At 64.4% G+C, this 16,493-nt stretch carries 13 protein-coding genes; 3 read left to right on the top strand and 10 right to left on the bottom strand.

What is annotated here, in order from left to right; translation table 11 throughout:
* Window positions 1–25 precede the first annotated feature (25 nt).
* From iolD to LB523_RS25650, 3 genes are all read right to left on the bottom strand, one after another.
* On the bottom strand, window positions 26–1,870 hold the full coding sequence (gene iolD, locus LB523_RS25660; RefSeq protein ID WP_224608252.1) for a 3D-(3,5/4)-trihydroxycyclohexane-1,2-dione acylhydrolase (decyclizing): 1,845 nt from the start codon (window positions 1,868–1,870) through the stop codon (window positions 26–28).
* 32 nt (window positions 1,871–1,902) lie between these two features.
* Window positions 1,903–3,837 carry a bifunctional 5-dehydro-2-deoxygluconokinase/5-dehydro-2-deoxyphosphogluconate aldolase gene (locus LB523_RS25655; protein ID WP_224608248.1) on the bottom strand — a complete coding sequence of 645 codons (1,935 nt, stop codon included), beginning with the start codon at window positions 3,835–3,837 and terminating at the stop codon, window positions 1,903–1,905.
* Between the two features lie 154 nt (window positions 3,838–3,991).
* Window positions 3,992–4,837: a MurR/RpiR family transcriptional regulator gene (locus LB523_RS25650; protein WP_176477064.1), complete on the bottom strand. Its 846-nt coding sequence runs from the start codon at window positions 4,835–4,837 to the stop codon at window positions 3,992–3,994.
* A 158-nt stretch (window positions 4,838–4,995) separates the two neighbouring features.
* On the opposite strand from LB523_RS25650, the gene LB523_RS25645 reads away from it, so the two are divergent.
* Entirely contained in the window at window positions 4,996–6,105 is a 1,110-nt protein-coding gene (locus LB523_RS25645) for a Gfo/Idh/MocA family protein (protein ID WP_224608245.1), read from the top strand.
* 69 nt (window positions 6,106–6,174) lie between these two features.
* Here the strand turns inward: LB523_RS25645 and LB523_RS25640 are convergent, their stop codons facing one another.
* From LB523_RS25640 to iolE, 7 genes are all read right to left on the bottom strand, one after another.
* On the bottom strand, window positions 6,175–7,113 hold the full coding sequence (locus LB523_RS25640; protein ID WP_224608242.1) for a sugar phosphate isomerase/epimerase family protein: 939 nt from the start codon (window positions 7,111–7,113) through the stop codon (window positions 6,175–6,177).
* Window positions 7,114–7,146: 33 nt separating this feature from the next.
* A complete protein-coding gene (gene iolG / locus LB523_RS25635) occupies window positions 7,147–8,139 on the bottom strand; it encodes an inositol 2-dehydrogenase (RefSeq protein WP_224608240.1) in 993 nt (330 codons plus the stop codon).
* 63 nt (window positions 8,140–8,202) lie between these two features.
* Window positions 8,203–9,021, bottom strand: a complete 819-nt coding sequence (locus LB523_RS25630) for a carbohydrate ABC transporter permease (protein ID WP_095768049.1) — start codon at window positions 9,019–9,021, stop codon at window positions 8,203–8,205.
* Entirely contained in the window at window positions 9,018–9,911 is an 894-nt protein-coding gene (locus LB523_RS25625; protein WP_224608236.1) for a carbohydrate ABC transporter permease, read from the bottom strand. Before LB523_RS25625 ends, LB523_RS25630 begins: the two co-directional genes overlap by 4 nt.
* A gap of 11 nt (window positions 9,912–9,922) precedes the next feature.
* The gene (locus LB523_RS25620) at window positions 9,923–11,236 is read right to left on the bottom strand and encodes an extracellular solute-binding protein (protein ID WP_224551448.1); all 1,314 of its coding nucleotides are present in this window, start codon (window positions 11,234–11,236) and stop codon (window positions 9,923–9,925) included.
* Window positions 11,233–12,330 (bottom strand): ABC transporter ATP-binding protein, encoded by a 1,098-nt coding sequence (locus tag LB523_RS25615; RefSeq protein WP_224608233.1) that lies wholly within the window; start codon window positions 12,328–12,330, stop codon window positions 11,233–11,235. Before LB523_RS25615 ends, LB523_RS25620 begins: the two co-directional genes overlap by 4 nt.
* A 27-nt stretch (window positions 12,331–12,357) precedes the next feature.
* Entirely contained in the window at window positions 12,358–13,269 is a 912-nt protein-coding gene (gene iolE / locus LB523_RS25610; protein ID WP_224525869.1) for a myo-inosose-2 dehydratase, read from the bottom strand.
* 552 nt (window positions 13,270–13,821) lie between these two features.
* Here iolE and LB523_RS25605 point away from each other — a divergent pair.
* Together LB523_RS25605 and LB523_RS25600 are read left to right on the top strand one after the other, a co-directional pair.
* Entirely contained in the window at window positions 13,822–15,294 is a 1,473-nt protein-coding gene (locus tag LB523_RS25605) for a PLP-dependent aminotransferase family protein (protein ID WP_224608230.1), read from the top strand.
* Window positions 15,295–15,497: 203 nt separating this feature from the next.
* Complete coding sequence (locus tag LB523_RS25600) at window positions 15,498–16,424, top strand: ArsR/SmtB family transcription factor (protein WP_224608227.1); 927 nt, start codon at window positions 15,498–15,500, stop codon at window positions 16,422–16,424.
* Window positions 16,425–16,493 lie beyond the last annotated feature (69 nt).

Here is a 16,493-nt window from a genome sequence, read left to right as displayed (position 1 = left end):
CAATGTCGGTTCGTTGCGAGCCGGTTCAGCCCTGACGGCTGCCCACGGCTTCCTCGTACTTCTTGCGCGCGGCATTGACTTCGCGTCGCGACGAGACTTCCGGCACGGCGACATCCCACCAATGGCCGCCAGCCTCGGTCGAGACCAGCGGGTCGGTGTCGATGACCAGCACCGTCGTCTTGTCGTTCTTCTTCGCCTTGGCCAGTCCCGTCTCCAGCTCGGCGATCGACGCTACCTTCTCGGCCACGGCACCTAAGCTTGCCGCATGCGCGGCGAAGTCGACGTCCGGCATCACCTCGTGGCGGGCGTCCTTCAAGAGGTTGTTGAAGTTGGCGCCGCCGGTCGCCATCTGCAGCCGGTTGATGCAGCCATAGCCGCGGTTGTCGAGGAGCACGATGGTAAGCTTCAGGCCAAGCATCACCGAAGTGGCGATCTCGGAATTGAGCATCAGATAGGAGCCGTCGCCGACCATGACGACGACCTCCTGGTCGGGCTTCGCCATCTTGACGCCGAGCCCGCCGGCGATCTCGTAGCCCATGGTCGAGAAGCCGTATTCGGCATGGTAGGAGCCCGGCGCGCCGGCCTGCCAGAGCTTGTGCAATTCGCCGGGCAGACCGCCCGCGGCATGCAGCAGCGTGACGCCCGAGCCCATGGCGCGCTGCACGGCGCCGATCACTTGCGCATCGGACGGATAGGCGGCGTTGGTCGACGCGGTCACCTTGGCGGCGGCGGCCTGCCACTCCGTCTTGCCCTTCAATGCATTGTCGGTCCACGCGGCCGGCGCCTTCCAGCCCTTCAGCGCGGCGGACAGCTCGGCAAGCCCTTCGGCCGCGTCGGCGACCAGCGGAAGCGCCCAATGCTTGCCGGCGTCGAAACCTTGCGTGTTCAGGCCGATGATGGTGCGGCCGGCATTCTTGAACAGCGCCCAGGAGCCGGTGGTGAAATCCTGCAGCCTGGTGCCGACCGCAAGCACGACATCGGCCTCCTCCGCCAGCCGGTTGGCGGCCGACGTGCCGGTGACGCCGACGGCTGCCATGTTGAGCGGATGGTAATCGGACAACGAGGATTTGCCGCCCTGTGTCTCGCAGACCGGAATGCCGGCGCCCTGCACCAGCTTGGCGAGCTCGTCCGAAGCTTGCGAATACAGCACCCCGCCGCCCGCGATCACCAGCGGCTTCTTGGCGCCCTTCAGCGCCGCGACGGCTGCCGCCAGCTCGTTGCGGTCCGGGCGGAGCCGGCGCGGTGTCCAGACGCGTTCGGCGAACAGGCTTTTGGGATAATCATAGGCCTCCGCCTGCACGTCCTGGCAGAGCGAGAGCGTCACCGGGCCGCATTCGGCCGGATCGGTCAGCACCTGCATGGCGCGATTCAGTGCCGGGATGATCTGCTCCGGCCGGGTGATGCGGTCGAAATAGCGCGATACCGGGCGGAAGCAGTCATTGACGGTAGCGGTGCCGTCGGAGAAATCCTCGGCCTGCTGCAGCACCGGGTCGGGCAGGCGGTTGGCGAAGACATCGCCCGGCAAAAACAGGACGGGCAACCGGTTTACATGCGCGAGCGCGGCCGCCGTCACCATGTTGAGCGCGCCGGGACCGATCGAGCTGGTCGCGGCCATGAAGCGGCGGCGGAAATTCGCCTTGCCATAGGCGATCGCCGCGTGAGCCATCGCCTGCTCGTTATGGGCGCGGAAGGTCGGCAGCTCGTCGCGCACCTGGTAGAGCGCCTCGCCAATGCCCGCGACATTGCCATGGCCGAAGATGGCCCAGACGCCGCCGAAGATCGGCATCTTTTTCCCGTCGATCTCGGTCATTTGCCGGCTGAGGAAGCGGGTCAGCGCCTGCGCCATCGTCAGGCGGATTGTCTTGCTCATGATGTCTCCTCCGCAGTCCTTCAGCGGTCTGGTTATGCGGCCTTGCGGCCGCGCTCGGCAAGCCATGCCTCGGTCAACTGCTCGAAGCGCGCGGCCATGTCGGCGATCGCCTCGTCATCCGACATCCTGCCGGCCAGCCATCGTTCGGCGGCGTTGACAAAGATGGTGCGGCCGACGGCGAAACCTTTGACAATCGGCGCATTGGCGGTGGCGGCAAACGCCGCGACCAGCTCGTCCTGCGGCGCTTCCAGCCCGAGCAGCACCACGCCACGGCACCAAGGATCGTTCCTGACGATCACCTGTTCGATTTTCGCCCAGGCGCCTGCGGAAGCCTGCGGCTCGAGCTTCCACCAGTCCGGCTTGATGCCCAGCGCATAGAGTTCCTCAAGCGCTCGCGGAATGGTGGTGTCGTCGAGCTTGCCGTGCTTGCCGGCGATGATCTCGACCAGCAATTCGCGGCCGACTTTCCGCGCCGCTTCGAACAAAGCGCGCAGCTTCTGCTGCTGCTCGGTCTTTAGCGCTTCCGGGTCGTCCGGGTGATAGAAGCACAGGCATTTGATGCAATGGTCGACAGGCCATTCGGTGAGCTGCGAGCCGATATCCTGCGAAAACTCGAAGCGCAGCGGCCGCGATCCCGGAAGCTCAACCGGGCGGCCGAGCCAGGCGAAGGAATGACGGGCGAATTCGAACATGGCGTCGCGGCCATATTTTTCGTCGATCAGCATGCCGTAGCCATCGCGGCCGGCGGCGACCTTTGCTGCCGCCTTGACCGTCAGCACCTTGAAGTCGGGGATGCGCGAAACGTCGGCCCCGACCTTGGCGGCAACGTCTTCCAACTGGACGCGATGGTCGCAGGCCAAAGCCATCAGCGAGGGGATGTCGCGTCGGCGCGTGGTTGCCCAGTGGACGTGGTTGATCGCCTCGTCCTTGCGCAGCGCCAGATGCTTGCTGCCGTGCTTCAAAAAGAACTGCAGCTCCTCGAAGGTCGGATATTCCGGCGCGCAGAGCAGGCGCGACACCGCGAAGGCGCCGCAGGCATTGGCCCAGGTCGCGGCGGTGGCAAAGCTCTCGCCGCCGAGCCAGCCGCGCAGGAAGCCCGACATGAAGGCGTCGCCGGCGCCGAGCACATTGTAGATCTCGATCGGGAAACCCTTGCCGACGATGCCGTCCTCGAGATCGTCGCTGATCGGGCCGTCATAGACGATGCAGCCCTTGGCGCCGCGCTTGAGCACGATGGTGGCCGGCGACAGCGCGCGGATCGTCTTCAGCGCGCTCAGGCAATCGTCGGCGCCCGAGGCGATCATGATCTCTTCCTCGGTACCGACGATGAGATCGCAATCCGGCAGCACGGTCTTCAGCTGCGCCGAGACGCGGTCCGACTTGACATAGCGCTCGAAGCCCTCGGCATGCCCGGCAAGGCCCCAAAGGTTCGGGCGATAGTCGATGTCGAAGACAACCTTGCCACCACGGGCCTTCATCAGGCGGATGGCCTTGCGCTGGGCGGCATCGGAATTCGGCCGCGAAAAATGCGTGCCGGTGACGACCACCGAGCGCGCCGAGGCGACGAACGCCTCGTCGATATCCTCCTCGGCGAGCGCCATGTCGGCGCAGTCGGAACGGTAGAAGATCATCGGTGAGACGCCTTCGCTCTCGACCGAAAGCAGCACCAGCGCCGTCAGGCGTTCCTTGTCAGTCTTCAGCCCGTCGACCGAGACGCCCTCGCGCTTGAGCTGCTCGCGGATGAAGCGGCCCATCTGCTCGTCGCCGACCCGCGTCAGCAGCGCCGAGCGCAGCCCGAGCCTTGCCGTGCCGACGGAAATATTGGCCGGACAGCCGCCGACCGACTTGGCGAAAGAGGTGATGTCCTCCAGCCGCGAGCCGATCTGCTGGCCATAGAGATCGACCGAAGCGCGGCCGATGGTGATGACGTCGAGCGGCGGGTATTTCCCTTCCACGGCTTCGCCCATTCGAACCTCCCATCGGCCTTGTTGGATAGAGCAGCGTCGTTTTGGACAGCACGCGCCGGCGACGGCGTGGTGTCGTCAATATGAAATATTAATTCCAATCTACAGTCAATATGGAACGAGCATTCCCGAACCGAAAAGCGCTCGTCTGGGAGGCTCAGCCCTTGCGTCGGCGCCCGGCTTCGCGGCGCTTCTCGCCCACGGCGACGGTCAGCGCCATGGCCAGCGCCATCGTCGCCGAGATCGAGCGGAAGCCGCCGAAATCGGCCTCGGCGACCTCGAACCAGACCTTGGCGAATTGCGCCAGCGGCGAGAAGGACGAGTCAGTGATCGCCACGATCGGCACTCCCTGCTCGGCGATCGAGCGCGTCTCCTCGATGGTCGCCGGCGCGTAAGGCGAGAAGCTGATGGCGATGACGGCGTCGCGCGGCGTGGCGAAGCCGATCATCTCGGCGTTCAGCCCCGCGGCCGATTCCACCAGCTGGTTGCGGATCTTGAGCTTGCCCAGCGCATAGGCGATGTAGGACGCCACCGGATAGGAGCGGCGCTTGGCCAGCACATAGATCGTCTCGGCCTTAGCCAGGAGCGCCACCGCCTCCTCGAAATGGGCATCGTTGAGCGAGCGTGAGATGTCGCCCAGCGAGGTGCTGGCGGCGGCGACGAAGCCGTCGAAGATCGCCCGATGCCCGCGGCCTTCCTCGGCCTTGGCGCGCAGCGCCGCCAGCCGCTCGTCATAAGAGGAGTTGCGCTCGCGCAGCCGCTCGCGGAAAACCTGCTGCAGGCTGGTGAAGCCGTCGAAGCCGAGCTGCTGGGCAAAACGGATCAGCGTCGAGGGCTGCACGCCGGCCGAGGCGGCGATGCTTGCCGCCGTGCCGAAGGCGATGTCGTCGGGATTGTCGAGCGCATAGGCGGCGATCTGCGCGATCCGCTTGGGCAGGCTCGCGCGCCTGTCCAGGATCGTCGCGCGCAGCGTTTCGAAATCGCGAGGCACCCGTTCGTCCATCGTCGCTCCGCCCACGCTCATAAGGTTTTGTCCCTCTCCTGCCTCATCATAGCGAGTTCGCGCAAGAACACCATAAAAAATGATTTAGATGTTCCATTCTTTACTAAAATGGATTAATTCATCCATACGAGCTTTCCTTTAGTCTGGAGACAATCGACATGGTCGGAGTGGGCCTCATCGGCACGGGCTTCATGGGCAAGTGTCACGCCATTGCCTGGAACGCGGTGGGCACGGTCTTTCCCGATGTCGACAAGCCCAAGCTGGTGCATCTGGGCGAGGTGAATGACGAGCTTGCAAAACGCAAAGCTGCCGAGTTCGGCTTCGCAAAAGGCTCCGGCGACTGGCGCGCCGTGGTCGAGGATCCGGATGTCGAAATCGTGTCGCTGACCACGCCCAACCAGTTCCACCCGGAAATGGCGATCGCCATCCTCGAAGCCGGCAAGCATCTGTGGTGCGAGAAGCCGATGGCGCCGAGTTTCGCCGAGGCCGAGGCGATGGCGAATGCCGCAAAAAAATCCGGCAAGGTCGCCGTGCTCGGCTACAACTACATCCAGAACCCCGCCATCCGTCATATCGGCGCGCTGCTCGAGGAAAAGATTATCGGCGATGTCAATCTCGTGCGCATCGAGATGGACGAGGACTTCATGGCCGACCCCGAAGCGCTGTTCTTCTGGAAGCACGAGGCTTCGTCCGGCTATGGCGCGCTCGACGATTTCGCCGTGCATCCGCTGTCGCTGATCAGGGCGCTGTTCGGCCGCGTTTCGCGCGTCATGTGCGACATGGTCAAACCCTATGCCGACCGCAGGACCGCTTCCGGCGCCCGCCGCGCGGTCGAGACCTATGACATCGCCAGCGTCTTGATGCATCTCGAGAACGGCGTTGCCGGCTCGCTGCTGGTCAACCGCTCGGCCTGGGGCCGCAAGGGCCGCATTGCCATCCAGATCTTCGGCTCGAAGGGCTCGATCCTCTACGACCAGGAGCGGATGAACGAGTTTCAGCTCTACCTCACCGCCGACCGGCCAACCGAGCAGGGCTACCGCACTATCCTGGTGGCGCCGCACCACAAGCCCTACGATTCCTTCCTGCCGGCGCCCGGCCACGGGCTGGGCTTCAACGACCTCAAGATGATCGAATGCCGCGAGCTCCTGATGCGAATCGCTGGTAAGCCGGCCCGCATCATCGACTTCGACGAGGGGCTGGAGATCGAGCGCTCCGTGCATGCCATGGCCCGTTCGTTCCAGGAGCAGCGCTGGGTTAATGTGAGATAGGCCTGCCGGCCATCGAGGCCGCCGCAACGGGCGGTGATCAACTACCAATGCAGGACCGGATCTGAGCATTCAGGCCAGGTTGATAGCGACGTTGCGCAGCAGCGCCACGGATTTGCGCATGCCTTCCATTGGTGACAGCATCATGTCCTCGTGCTCGATCGACAGCACGTCGTCGTAGCCGGCCTGCTTCAGCGCCGTGCAGAACTGCCGCCACCAGGTCTCGCCGTGGCCGTAGCCGAGCGTGATGTAATTCCAGGCCCTTTCGGCATAATGATTTGGCGGGCGCGCATCGAGCGTGCCGTCGATGGCCGCCGGTATAGGTTCGATGCGTGTGTCCTTGGCGTGGACATAGTAGATCGCCGAGCCAAGCTTGCGCACGGCGGCAATGGGATCGGCGCCCATCCACATCGGATGGCTCGGATCGTAGTTGGCGCCGACCGTCTCGCCGACCGCATCGCGCAGCCGGAACAGCGTCTGGACATTGTACACGGCCTGATGCCCATGCAGTTCCAGGCAAAGCTTCCTGATGCCCAGATTGTTCGCAAATTCGATGAGATCGCGCCAATACGGGATGATGCAATCGTCCCACTGGTAGCGCTGTATGTCGGCGCATTCGAGCGGCCAGTCGGTGATGATCCAGTTGGGATTGGTGTCGCCGGGTCCGCCCGGCAGCCCGGACATCATCACCACCCGGTCGATGCCCATCAGGCTCGCCAGCCGGATCGTGTCCTCGGTCACTTGGCGATGCTGCTTGCCCTGCGGTCCCGGATGCAGCGGGTTGCCGGAGCAGTTAAGCGCCGCGATCGTCAGCCCGTGGTCGCGAACCTTGGCGACGAATTCGGTTCGGGTCGTCTTGCTGTCCAGCATGGCGGTCAGATCGATGTGCGGCGCCGACGACCAGTTGCCGCAGGCGAACTCCAGCGTCTCCAGTCCGAGATCGGCCGAGGCGCGCAGCATCTCGTCGAAGGACAGGTTGCCGAGGCTGTCGGTGATCATGCCAATCTTCATTTCGGAAACTCCCGCTTATTTTGGACCATCCGCTCACAGCTCTACGGGTTCGAACCTGCCGGACCGGGCCGACGCTAGCGCTGCCTCGCAGAGGATCATGGCCTTGCGCCCATCGCTGGCCGTGACCGCCGGACTCCTGCCCGTCTCGACACAGGTGATGAAGTGATCGATCTCGGCGGCGTAGGATTCCGCATAGCGTTCGACGAAGAAGTAGTAGGGCTTGTCGCGCGATATACCTTTGCCGCCATACATTTCCACAGAGGTCGGCAGCCGGTTGCCGGCCTGCAGCATGCCGTCGGCGCCGTGCACCTCGATGCGCTGGTCGTAGCCGTAGGCGGCCCTGACGCTGTTGTTGATGTGACATTGCCGGCCGGACGCCGTTCGCAGGATGAACATCGCGGTGTCGTAGTCGCCGAGCTTCCTGTATTGCGGCGCAACAAGCGAGGAGCCGGTCGCGAAAAGCTCCACAGGCTCTTCGCCAAGCATATTCCGCGCCATGTCGAAATCGTGGATGGTCATCTCGCGAAAGACGCCGCCGCCTCCGGCCAGCGCTTCCTCGGTCTCCGGTTCGGGATCGCGGCTGGTGATGATGACCTGCTCGACGGCGCCGATCTCGCCATCGTCGAGGCGCTCCTTCAGCGCCCGGAAGCTCGGATCGAAGCGGCGGTTGAAGCCGATCTGGAACGGCACGCCGGCTTTCGCCACAGCGGCCAGGCACTCGTCCGTGCGCTTGAGGTCGAGGTCGATCGGTTTCTCGCAGAAGATCGCCTTGCCCTTTGCCGCCGCTGCCATGGCAAGCTCCGCGTGCGTGCGCGTGGCCGAGGCGATGAACACCATTTTCACTACCGGATCGTTCATAACGGTTTCGGTGTCCACGATCTCGGCGCCGGTTACGGCGGCGACCTTCTCGGCCGCCTCGCGATTGGGATCGACGACGTAGCGCAGCCGCACCTTCGGGTGGCGCGCGAGATTGCTCGCATGCACGCGGCCGATCAGCCCCACCCCGAACAGACAAACATCCATCATGCGTTCGACTTTCTCATCAGGCCGCTCCAGCGCTGCCGGCCGGTTCGTGTATCCGAGCGGCAATCATTTCACCGCGCCCATGGTCAGCCCGCGCACCAGATGCCGCTGCACCAGGAGTGCAAAGAAGACGATCGGCAACGCGCCGATGACGCCGGCGGCCGCCATCGAGGCCCAGTCGGTATCGATGCGCCCGATGAGTGTGGCGGTGCCGCGCGGCATGGTCATCGCCCGCGGCGTCGCGGTCAGCGCCAGCGCAAAAAGGAATTCGTTGAAGGTGACCAGCACGGCGAAGATCGCGGTGGCCGCGAGCCCTGGTGCCGCCAATGGCAGCGTGATGCGGCGGAAGGCGCCGAAGCGTGAATCGCCGTCCACCATGGCCGCCTCCTCGAGGTCGACCGGGATCTCGCGGAAGAAGCTCTCCATCATCCACACGCAGAAGGTGACGTTGAAGGCGGTGTAGGTGGCGATCAGTCCGAGCCAGCTGTCGAGCAGCCCGAGGCTCAGCATCAAGAGATAGACGGGTATCAGGATCACCACCGGCGGGATGATGCGCAGTGTCAGGAGGAAGAGCCCGATCTTGCGCTCCGCGGCGAACGGCAGGCGGAACCTCGCGATCGCGTAGGCGCCCATCGCGCCGAAGACCAGCGCTATCGCGACCGAGAAGAAGGTGACCACCACCGAGTTCGTCAGGTAGGAGCCGAACTGCTTTTCGGTGAACAGCCTGACGTAATTGTCGAGCGTCGGCACATGCGGATAGAGCGTGCCTTCCTGCGTGATCTCGCGGTTGGACTTGAGCGAGGTGGACACCAGCCAGTAGATCGGCAGCAGCACCACTGCCAGCACGAAAATGGTGGTGAGGATGCGCGCCAGGCGGGTGCTCATGACGCGTCGATCCTGCGCAGGAGCCTGATGGCGCTGAAGGCGAGCGCGAGCACGACGAGGCCGATCGTCACGAACAGCGCCGCCGCGTATCCGGTCTGCTGGAATTTGAAAGCGGTGTCATAGCCATAGATCGAGATCAGCCTCGTCGCTTCGCCCGGCCCGCCACGGGTCAGCACGAAAACCTGGTCGAAGGTGCCGAAGGCATCGATGGTGCGGAGCACGATGGCGACCGCCAGCACCGGCCGCATCATCGGGAAGGTGAGATCGGCGAAGACGCGCCAGGACCCGGCACCGTCGACGCGCGCCGCCTCGAACGGCTCGTGCGGCAGCGACTGCAGGCCGGCGAGCAGGATGAGGAACATCAGCGGCGTCCACTCCCAGACGTCGAGCACGACAAGGCCGATGAAGGCATTGAGCGGGTTTCCGAGGATCTGGACCTCGCCGCCGCCCATGGCCTCCGAGAGCGCCGTCAGCATGCCGGCGTCGCTGGCGTAGATCAGCCTGAACAGGATGGCGACGACGACCGGCGTGATCACCATGGGAATGATCAGCACCGTCCTGAGCAGCCGAATGCCGCGGAATTCGTGCAGGCAGAACAAGGCAAGCGCGAAGCCCAGCACCGCCTCGATCGAAACCGACAGCGCCACGAACTTGACCGTGACCCACAGCGAATTCAGGAACTGTGCGTCGCTCCAAAGCTGCACATAGTTCCGGAAGCCGACATGGGAGACCGGCGAGCCGTAGCGGTAAGCCCTGGTGCTGGCGCGCAGCCCGTCCCAGAGCGGGTAGACGAGCACGCCGAGCACGATCGTCAGGCCCGGCGCAAGCATGAGATAGGGGAGGGCGAGGTCGAGCCCCGCCCCCTGCAGGCGATATTTGCGTGCCTGCATGCCGGTTTGCATCAGTAGTACCCGGCCGTGGTCAGATAGTCCTTGACCTGCTTGGCCGCCGTGTCCAGGGCCGCACCGCCGCCGGAGCCGGCCTGCAAAGCCTTGTTGAGCTCGATGCCGAGCAGTTCCTCGACCTTCGCCCAGTCGGGGGTGCGCGGCCGCGGCAGCGCGCCGGCGTCGAGTTGCTGCAGGGCGACCGGTATCAGACGGTTGCCGGGCTTGGCGATGCCGAAGGCGCTGCGCTTGACCGGGATCGAGCCCGCTTCCGAGAGCTTGGCCTGTGTTTCGGCGCTGACATACCACTTCAGGAATTCGATCGAGTTCGCCTTGTTGGGCGCTGATTTCGGCACGCCGGCGATGAAGATGCCCATCTGGGCGATCGCCTTTTCCTGCTTCGGCACAACGCCGAAATCGAGCTTGCCGGCCACCTTGGTCTGGGCGGGGTCGTCCGCCTTCAATGCGTTGCCCGAATATTGGATGATCGCCCCTGCCTCCCCGCCGAGGATCGCCGCGCCCTCTTGGTCGGAGTCGAACTCGACCACGCCGCTCGGCGCGTTCTGCTTCATCGTGCCGACGAAGAAATCGGCCGAGGCCTTGCCTTCGGCCGAATTGAAGATCGGGTTCCACTTGTCGTCGAAGAAGGAGCCGCCGAACGACAGGAAGACCGGATACCAGCTGGTGACGATCGGGTTGCCGGAAACGCCGCGGAAGACGACCGGGTATTTGATCTTGCCGGCCGCGACGCCTTCCTTGCCCTTGGCGATCACCTCGTCCCAGGTCTTGGGCGCACCGCCGGTGAAGACGTCGTTGCGATAGGTCAGCGTCTGCAGGTCGCCGACGAAGGGCACGCAGATCAACGTCGGCTTGGCGTTCTCGAAGCCCTTGACGCGCGGCCCCTTCTGCGGCGGCCAATAGCCCATGTCGATCATCGCGCCGATCCAGTCCTTGTCCGACCCATCGATGCCTCCGGCGCCAAGATCCTCGAGCACGTTGGCGGCGCCGAACTGCGGCACCCATGGGTCGTCGAGCAGGTAGAGGTCATACTGGCCGGCGCCGCTCTGGGCGTCGGCGAACCACTTCTCGAGCGTCACCCCGTATTCGTCCTCGAGGAACTGGATGTCGAAGCCCTGCTCCTTGGCCAGCGGGATGATCTTTTCCTTGAACGGCGTCAGGCCGCCATCGGCGAAGGCACCGATGATCACCTTCTTTCCGGCTGCGCGGGCAGGCATCGGCAGGCCAAGCGTGGTGAGGGCGGTGGTCGCCAAAGCCAGGCCAAGCCCACCCTTGATGACGGAGCGGCGAGTAAGTCTGCTGGAATGCATCATGTCACTCTCCCATTGTTGTTGACCCTGTGGACGGCTGTCAGGCCGTCCGAATTGAAGAAACAGGCGTTCGCCGGGTCGAAGGCGACGCCGATGCTTTCACCCACCACACCCCTGAAATCGCGTCCGGCACGCACCTGGACGTTGCCGGCTTCGAGGCGGACATTGACCAGCGTCTCGTTGCCCATCGGTTCGACGACGTAGATTTCGCCGGGCAGGGCATCGGGCGTGGCGACGCCGGCAGCGCTGCAGTCCTCCGGCCGGAGGCCGATTTCGGCGACGGAGGCGGCGCGGCAGGCAGCAAGCCGCGCGGCGTCCAGTGGGACGACCTTGCCGGCCACGATGATGCCTTGCTCGCAAAGCGCTGCCGGCAGAATGTTCATCGGCGGGTTGCCGACGAAGGTGGCGACGAAGCGGTTTGCCGGGCGGTCGTATATCTCGATGGGCGGCGCCATCTGCTGCAGCTCGCCGCCATGCATGACGGCGACGAAGTCGGCCATCGTCAGGGCTTCGACCTGGTCGTGGGTGACGTAGATGGTGGTGGCGCTGAGGCGCTGGCAGAGCCGCTTGATCTCGCCGCGCATGGTGAGCCGCAGTCTTGCGTCGAGATTGGACAGCGGCTCGTCCATCAGGAAGGCCGCCGGGTCGCGCACGATGGCGCGGGCCAGCGCGACGCGCTGGCGTTGTCCGCCCGAGAGCTGGCGCGGACGGCGGTCGAGCAGATGGCCGATCTCGAGCACGGCGGCGACCTCGCCGATCTTGGCCTTTCGCCCGGCTTCGGGCGTGCCGCGTATCCACAGCGGATAGCCGATATTTTCGGCGACCGTCATCTGCGGATAAAGCGCGTAGCTCTGGAACACCATGGCGATGTCGCGGTCGCGCGGCTGCAGCCGGGTGACGTCGCGTTCGCCGATAAAGACCTTGCCGGCGGTCGGCATGTCGAGCCCAGCCAGGATGCGCAGCGCCGTCGTCTTGCCGCAGCCCGACGGGCCGAGCAGGGCGAGGAATTTGTGGTCCGGCACCGCAAGGTCAAGCGATCGCAGCACGTTGAGCGCGCCGAAGCTCTTGACCACCTTCTGGTACAGAACCGAACTCATCTGCCTCCCCGGCGCCCCATGCTTTCTTCAGGCCTTGCGCTCGTGGACGTAGAAGCCCGCGCCTTCGGCCAGCCTCTTCAGATTCCGATACCCCATCGTCGCGTAGGTCAAGGGATGCGCCTTGGCCGGATCCTGCTCGGCTTCCACAACCAGCCAGCCGGAATAGCCCTGGTCGGCGAGTATCTTTAAGAGCGTCGGATAGTCGATCGCGCCGTCGCCCGGCACGGTGAAGATGCCTTCCATCACCGCGCCCATGAAGCTCATGTCGGCCTCACGCGCCTTCTTTAAGATGGCCGGGCGCACATCCTTGCAATGGACATGCACGACGCGCTCGACATGCCGGCGCAGCAACTGCTCCGGGTCACCGCCGGAAAAGGCGCAGTGCCCGGTATCGTAGAGCAGGCCAACCGCCTCGCCGGTTGTATGCATCAGCCTGTCGATTTCCGCGTCGGTCTCGACGATCGTGCCCATGTGGTGATGGAAGGCCATGCCGACGCCGAAATCGGAAAACCGCTCGGCGAGCCGGGTGATCTTGGCGCCATAGGCCTTCCATTCCCCGTCCATCAGCTTCGGCCGCTGCGAGATCGGATCGTGGATCGCGCCATGCCGGCCGCGCGAGGTGTCGGCATAGACGACGCGCCTGGCGCCGAGGTCGCGAAGCAGCGTCAGATGCGGCCGGATCGCCTCGAACTCCTCGTCCACCTCCTTCTCGCAGATGCGACCGTCATACCAGCCGGAGACCAGCGCCAGTCCGTAATGGTCGAGGATGGGCCTCAGCGCACGGCTCTCGCGCGGGAACTTGCCGCCAAGCTCGGTGCCGGCATAGCCGGCTTCCGCTGTCTCGCTGAGGCAGGTCTCGAGCGGCGTGTCGCCGCCCAGTTCCGGCACGTCGTCATTGGTCCAGGTGATCGGGTTGATGCCAAGTCGAACTGTCGTCATTGCTCGCTTTCCGCCCCGCAGCCATGATGGCTGCGGGGTGTCCTGTCTCGGGAGGAGATGCTGCGGTTGCCGGCGGCGGGGCGAAAACCCTGCCGTTTCGTTCGGCAAGACGCCCTCCCAGCGCCGCGCCTCAGATGTCCCCGTCTTACATGTCCTTGTCGACGTCTTACCCCGACGTCATTGAGCGAAGTCTACGCCGCTCTGTCTCCATCGCGAGGGCCAGTTTTCCGGAAAATGAAGGAACCAGTTTGTGCGGAGAGGCGGGTGTGGCAGGATGGATAGATGGGCAACCTCGAAATCATTGATCGTCGGCGCGAGGCCCCCCTCTCTGGCCTGCCGGCCATCTCCCCCTCAAGGGGGGAGATCGGATGTCGCGCCGGCTTTCGCCAATCGCCGACGTCGCAAAGAAAAGCGAGACGCCTGAACTGCCAATCTCCCCCCTTGTGGGGGAGATGTCCGGCAGGACAGAGAGGGGGGCGAAGGAACTCGACCTTGCAGCACAAGCGTGTCGCGGCACGCCATTGCCATTGCATCCACGGGTGGGGATAAACGATGCGCTCCCACCCCAAACCCCAGGCGTTCCCGCTCGACATGCTGGCCGTGAACCGCTCGAGCCCCGAGCACCTTTCGCGCCAGCTCTATCACGGCCTCGTCGCCATCATCCGCAACCGCACGCTGGCGCCAGGCTCGGAGCTTCCTTCCACCCGCGCTCTGGCCGCCGAGCTCGGCCTTGGCCGCAACACCATCGTCGCCGCTTATGACCAGCTCGTCACCGAAGGCTATCTCGCCAATCGCCAGGGCGCCCGCCCGGTCATCGTCGACCTGCCCGAAGGCCCGCGCGAGACAGCGACCGAGGAGCCGCCGGTGCCGCTGCGCCAGCCCTCGCTGCGCGGCCAGCAGCTGCTGAGCCAGCCCTATCACCACGGCAGGCCGGGGCATGTCGCGTTCCACCCCGGCATGCCGGACGCGCAGAGCTTTCCCTTCGGCGTCTGGGGCCGCCTGGTTGCGCGCCGCGCCAGCCATGGCGGCGAGACGCTGTTCGGCACCTATGACGTCACCGGCCATCCAGCGCTCAAGGAAGCGATCGCCGGCTATCTCTATTCCGCGCGCGGCGTGCGCTGTCGTCCCGAGCAGATCGTCATCACCACCGGCGCGCAGGCCGCCTTCGATCTTTTGGCCCGCCTGCTGCTTGATCCCGGCGACACGGTGTGGATGGAGGAGCCAGGCTATTACGGCGCCAAGGCCGCCTTCACCGTGGCCGGCGCAAGAATCCTGCCGATTGCGGTCGACCAGGAGCGCGGCTGGCGTCTCGATGCGCCGGATTTTTCGCCCCGCCTCATCTATGCAACGCCGGCCTGCCAGCATCCGCTCGGAATCACCATGCGCATGGAGGAGCGGCTGCGCCTGCTCGACATCGCCGAGACCGCGAATGCCTGGGTGATCGAGGACGATTTCGACGGCGAGTACCGCTTTCAAGGGAGGCCCGTGCCGGCGATCCAAAGCATGGACCGCTCCGGCCGCGTCATTTATGTCGGCACCTTCGCAAAGCTCCTGTTCCCGGCGCTGCGCCTCGGCTTCATGGTGCTTCCGCCGGAGCTTGCAGGCCGCATCGTCAACGCGCTTTCCACCACCGGTCAGTTCGCGCCGCTGCTGCTGCAGGCCGCCTTGGCCGACTTCATCACCGAAGGCCATATGAGCCGGCATCTGAAGCGCATGCGCCGCATCTACGCCCAGCGCCGCCAGCTTTTTCGCGACATCGTGACCGAGCGCCTGCGCGATGAGATCACGCTGTCCCCCGCCGAAGCCGGCATCCAGGTGGTGGGCTATCTCAAGGATGGCATCGACGACATCAAGGTCAGCCAGGCCGCAGCAAAAAGGGCGATCAACGTCTCGCCGCTGTCGAAATATTTCCAGAATACGGCCCCGACGCAAGGCCTGGTGCTGGGCTATGCGGCGTGTGATGCCGCGCAGACGCGGGACGGGGTGGAGCGGCTGGCGCAGGCGATCCGCGAGACGCTGGTGTGAGGGTTTCGCGGCGCCGGTAAATGGCGCGCCCGACGTCCTGCTTGGCTAGGTCGCTCGAGGCGGCAAGCCTGCCGAGGAACAAATGGCCTCTTCGCGGTCGCTCAACCAAAAAGGTGCATGGAGTGCCGCCGCCGCATTGATTGAATCAATTATCCCGATATACAAGCTGATTTCGGGTGCAAATCGCATAGGCTGGAAATCCATTGAGTCGCAATTTTCTGGTGATCGACCCTGAGGAGGGCATGGCCGTTCTTAAGGGCCTTGCCTCTTCGGCGCGCATTTCCATGCTGAGGCTGCTGCATGAGAAGGGGCCGATGAATGTCAACGAAATAGCCTCCGTGCTGTCGCTGCCGCAGTCGACGGTCTCGACCAATATCCAGGTGCTTGAGGATGCGGGCCTGATCCGCACCGAGAACCAGAAGGCGAAGAAAGGCAGCCAGAAGATCTGCTATCCGACCGCCGAGGAAGTGCTCGTGGTCTTCAAGAGCGAGTATCGTGCGGTCAAGAACGACGCGATCGAAGTATCGATGCCGATCGGGCTTTACACCGGCTTCGAGGTCACCGCGCCCTGCGGTCTCTGTTCGCCGGACGGGATCATCGGCCTGCTCGATGTGCCCAACACCTTCCTGGATCCGGACCGTATGAAGGCCGGTTTGTTGTGGTTCACGCGCGGCTTTGTCGAATATCAGTTTCCGAACAATGCCAAGCTCGCCAATGCCGAGATTACCGAGCTCGAGCTGGTGGTGGAACTGTCCTCGGAAGTTCCAGGCACCAGCGCCGACTGGCCCTCCGACATCACGCTGACGATCAATGGCGTCGACGTCGGCACCTGGACGTCACCCGGCGATTTCGGCGACAAGCGCGGCGTTTTCACGCCCTCCTGGTGGAAGCTCAAGGGCTCGCAATATGGCAAGCTGAAGAACTGGCGGGTTTCCGCTGACGGAACCTATGTCGACGGTGTCAGGATTTCCGAGACCAGCCTCGCCGCCCTCGACCTCAAGGGCCATCATTCGATCCGGGTTCGTATCGGCGTCAAGGACGACGCCGAGCGTCCCGGCGGAATCAATATTTTCGGCAAGGGATTTGGAAATTACGATCAGGACATTCTGCTGAGGATCAAAACCGGTTGATATCGTCAAATCGGGTCTCAAAAATAGCGCAATAATTTCAAGCGCTTGGCTGCATTTGCGGCTGAGGCT

This window comes from Mesorhizobium sp. ESP-6-4 (genome assembly GCF_020164735.1).
Taxonomy (GTDB): domain Bacteria; phylum Pseudomonadota; class Alphaproteobacteria; order Rhizobiales; family Rhizobiaceae; genus Mesorhizobium.
Note: the sequence above shows the minus strand (reverse complement) of the source record. Positions and strands in the feature narration are given on the sequence as shown.